Raw genomic sequence first — 1,052 nt, forward strand, 5'->3', positions numbered from 1 at the left:
CATTGGCCTTGCAGGTGGGCTAAATACCTATGCGTATGTTGAAGGGAATCCTATAAAATATTTCGATCCGACAGGATTAGAAGTTTATTATTGTTTGGGAAAGGTTAGAACATATTTGCATGCTTATATTTGTGAAGGAAAGCCTAGAGAAATTACGGTAACGACTGAAGAAGGAGAGGTACTCAATAGTACTTTGGGAGTAAGCTGTATTGGGAGTATGCCTGATGGTATTGGGTCCATTTTACGGGGTGATGGCTATCTTCAGCCAGAAAACTATAACAAAACTCATTGTGACGAAGTCAAGTTAGACAGCTCCTGTAATCAGGAAGTATTTGAGCAGTGTATAGATGAACAAACCAATAGACGTGACGAACCAGTTTTTCACAATACAGTCCTATACAACTGTATTGGTTGGGCAAAAGTTCAAATTTCGCGTTGCAGGAGAAAAGCATGTCAATAGTAAGAACCTGTATAGTGCTGATACTTACTCTCTTACTCAGTGATTTATTTGTTTTCTTTATTGGAGGAGGAGACATTCTTGTCTCCTTAAATATTTTCACCCTAACAGCTTCTTATTTAACTGTTGGGCTTATCTTTATATACCTATTTCTAAACTATATTAATAATCCAAGTATCTTACTGATAATGACGGTTTCATTACTCACATATTCTTATATAATTATTAAGGCTGGAGACAGTAAAGTTAACATGGCAAAAGTATTCTTAAAACATAGCTTTTATTCTCCTATAGTCTTCTTTAAACTAAATAACACAACAAAAAAAGAAGCTAAAAAAATGTTAAAAGACCCAATATTATTTAGTGTTGATTTCACGAACAAAAGGTATATTTTTTGTCAAGGTATTAAGGATAATGAAAAGTATGAAGTTATTAAAGCTGACTTATATTTAAAAGATTATCCAGAGTTGATTCTGGAAAAAATCACATTAAAACCTAACACTGATAAGACTGTATTGCTTAAATGTGTTGATAGTTAATACCCATGAATGAAACTCAACAACCACCTACTGAAAGTAGGTGGGTTAGTATTACG

At 33.7% G+C, this 1,052-nt stretch carries 2 protein-coding genes; both read left to right on the forward strand.

Translation table 11 applies throughout. The features are described from left to right. Positions 1 to 460 (forward strand): RHS repeat-associated core domain-containing protein (locus KCG35_RS25590; protein ID WP_373687382.1); only part of this gene is annotated, 460 nt, incomplete at its 5' end. Next, positions 451 to 996 carry a hypothetical protein gene (locus KCG35_RS25595; RefSeq protein ID WP_215822678.1) on the forward strand — a complete coding sequence of 182 codons (546 nt, stop codon included), beginning with the start codon at positions 451 to 453 and terminating at the stop codon, positions 994 to 996. The genes KCG35_RS25590 and KCG35_RS25595, both read left to right, overlap by 10 nt. Positions 997 to 1,052: the final 56 nt, after the last annotated feature.

This window comes from Zooshikella harenae (assembly GCF_018837975.1).
Classification (GTDB): Bacteria; Pseudomonadota; Gammaproteobacteria; order Pseudomonadales; family Zooshikellaceae; genus Zooshikella; species Zooshikella harenae.

Excerpts from the sequence above, each read along its gene's own strand:
- KCG35_RS25595 (WP_215822678.1), top strand. The coding sequence starts at position 451 with ATGTCAATAGTAAGAACCTGTATAGTGCTGATACTTACTCTCTTACTC.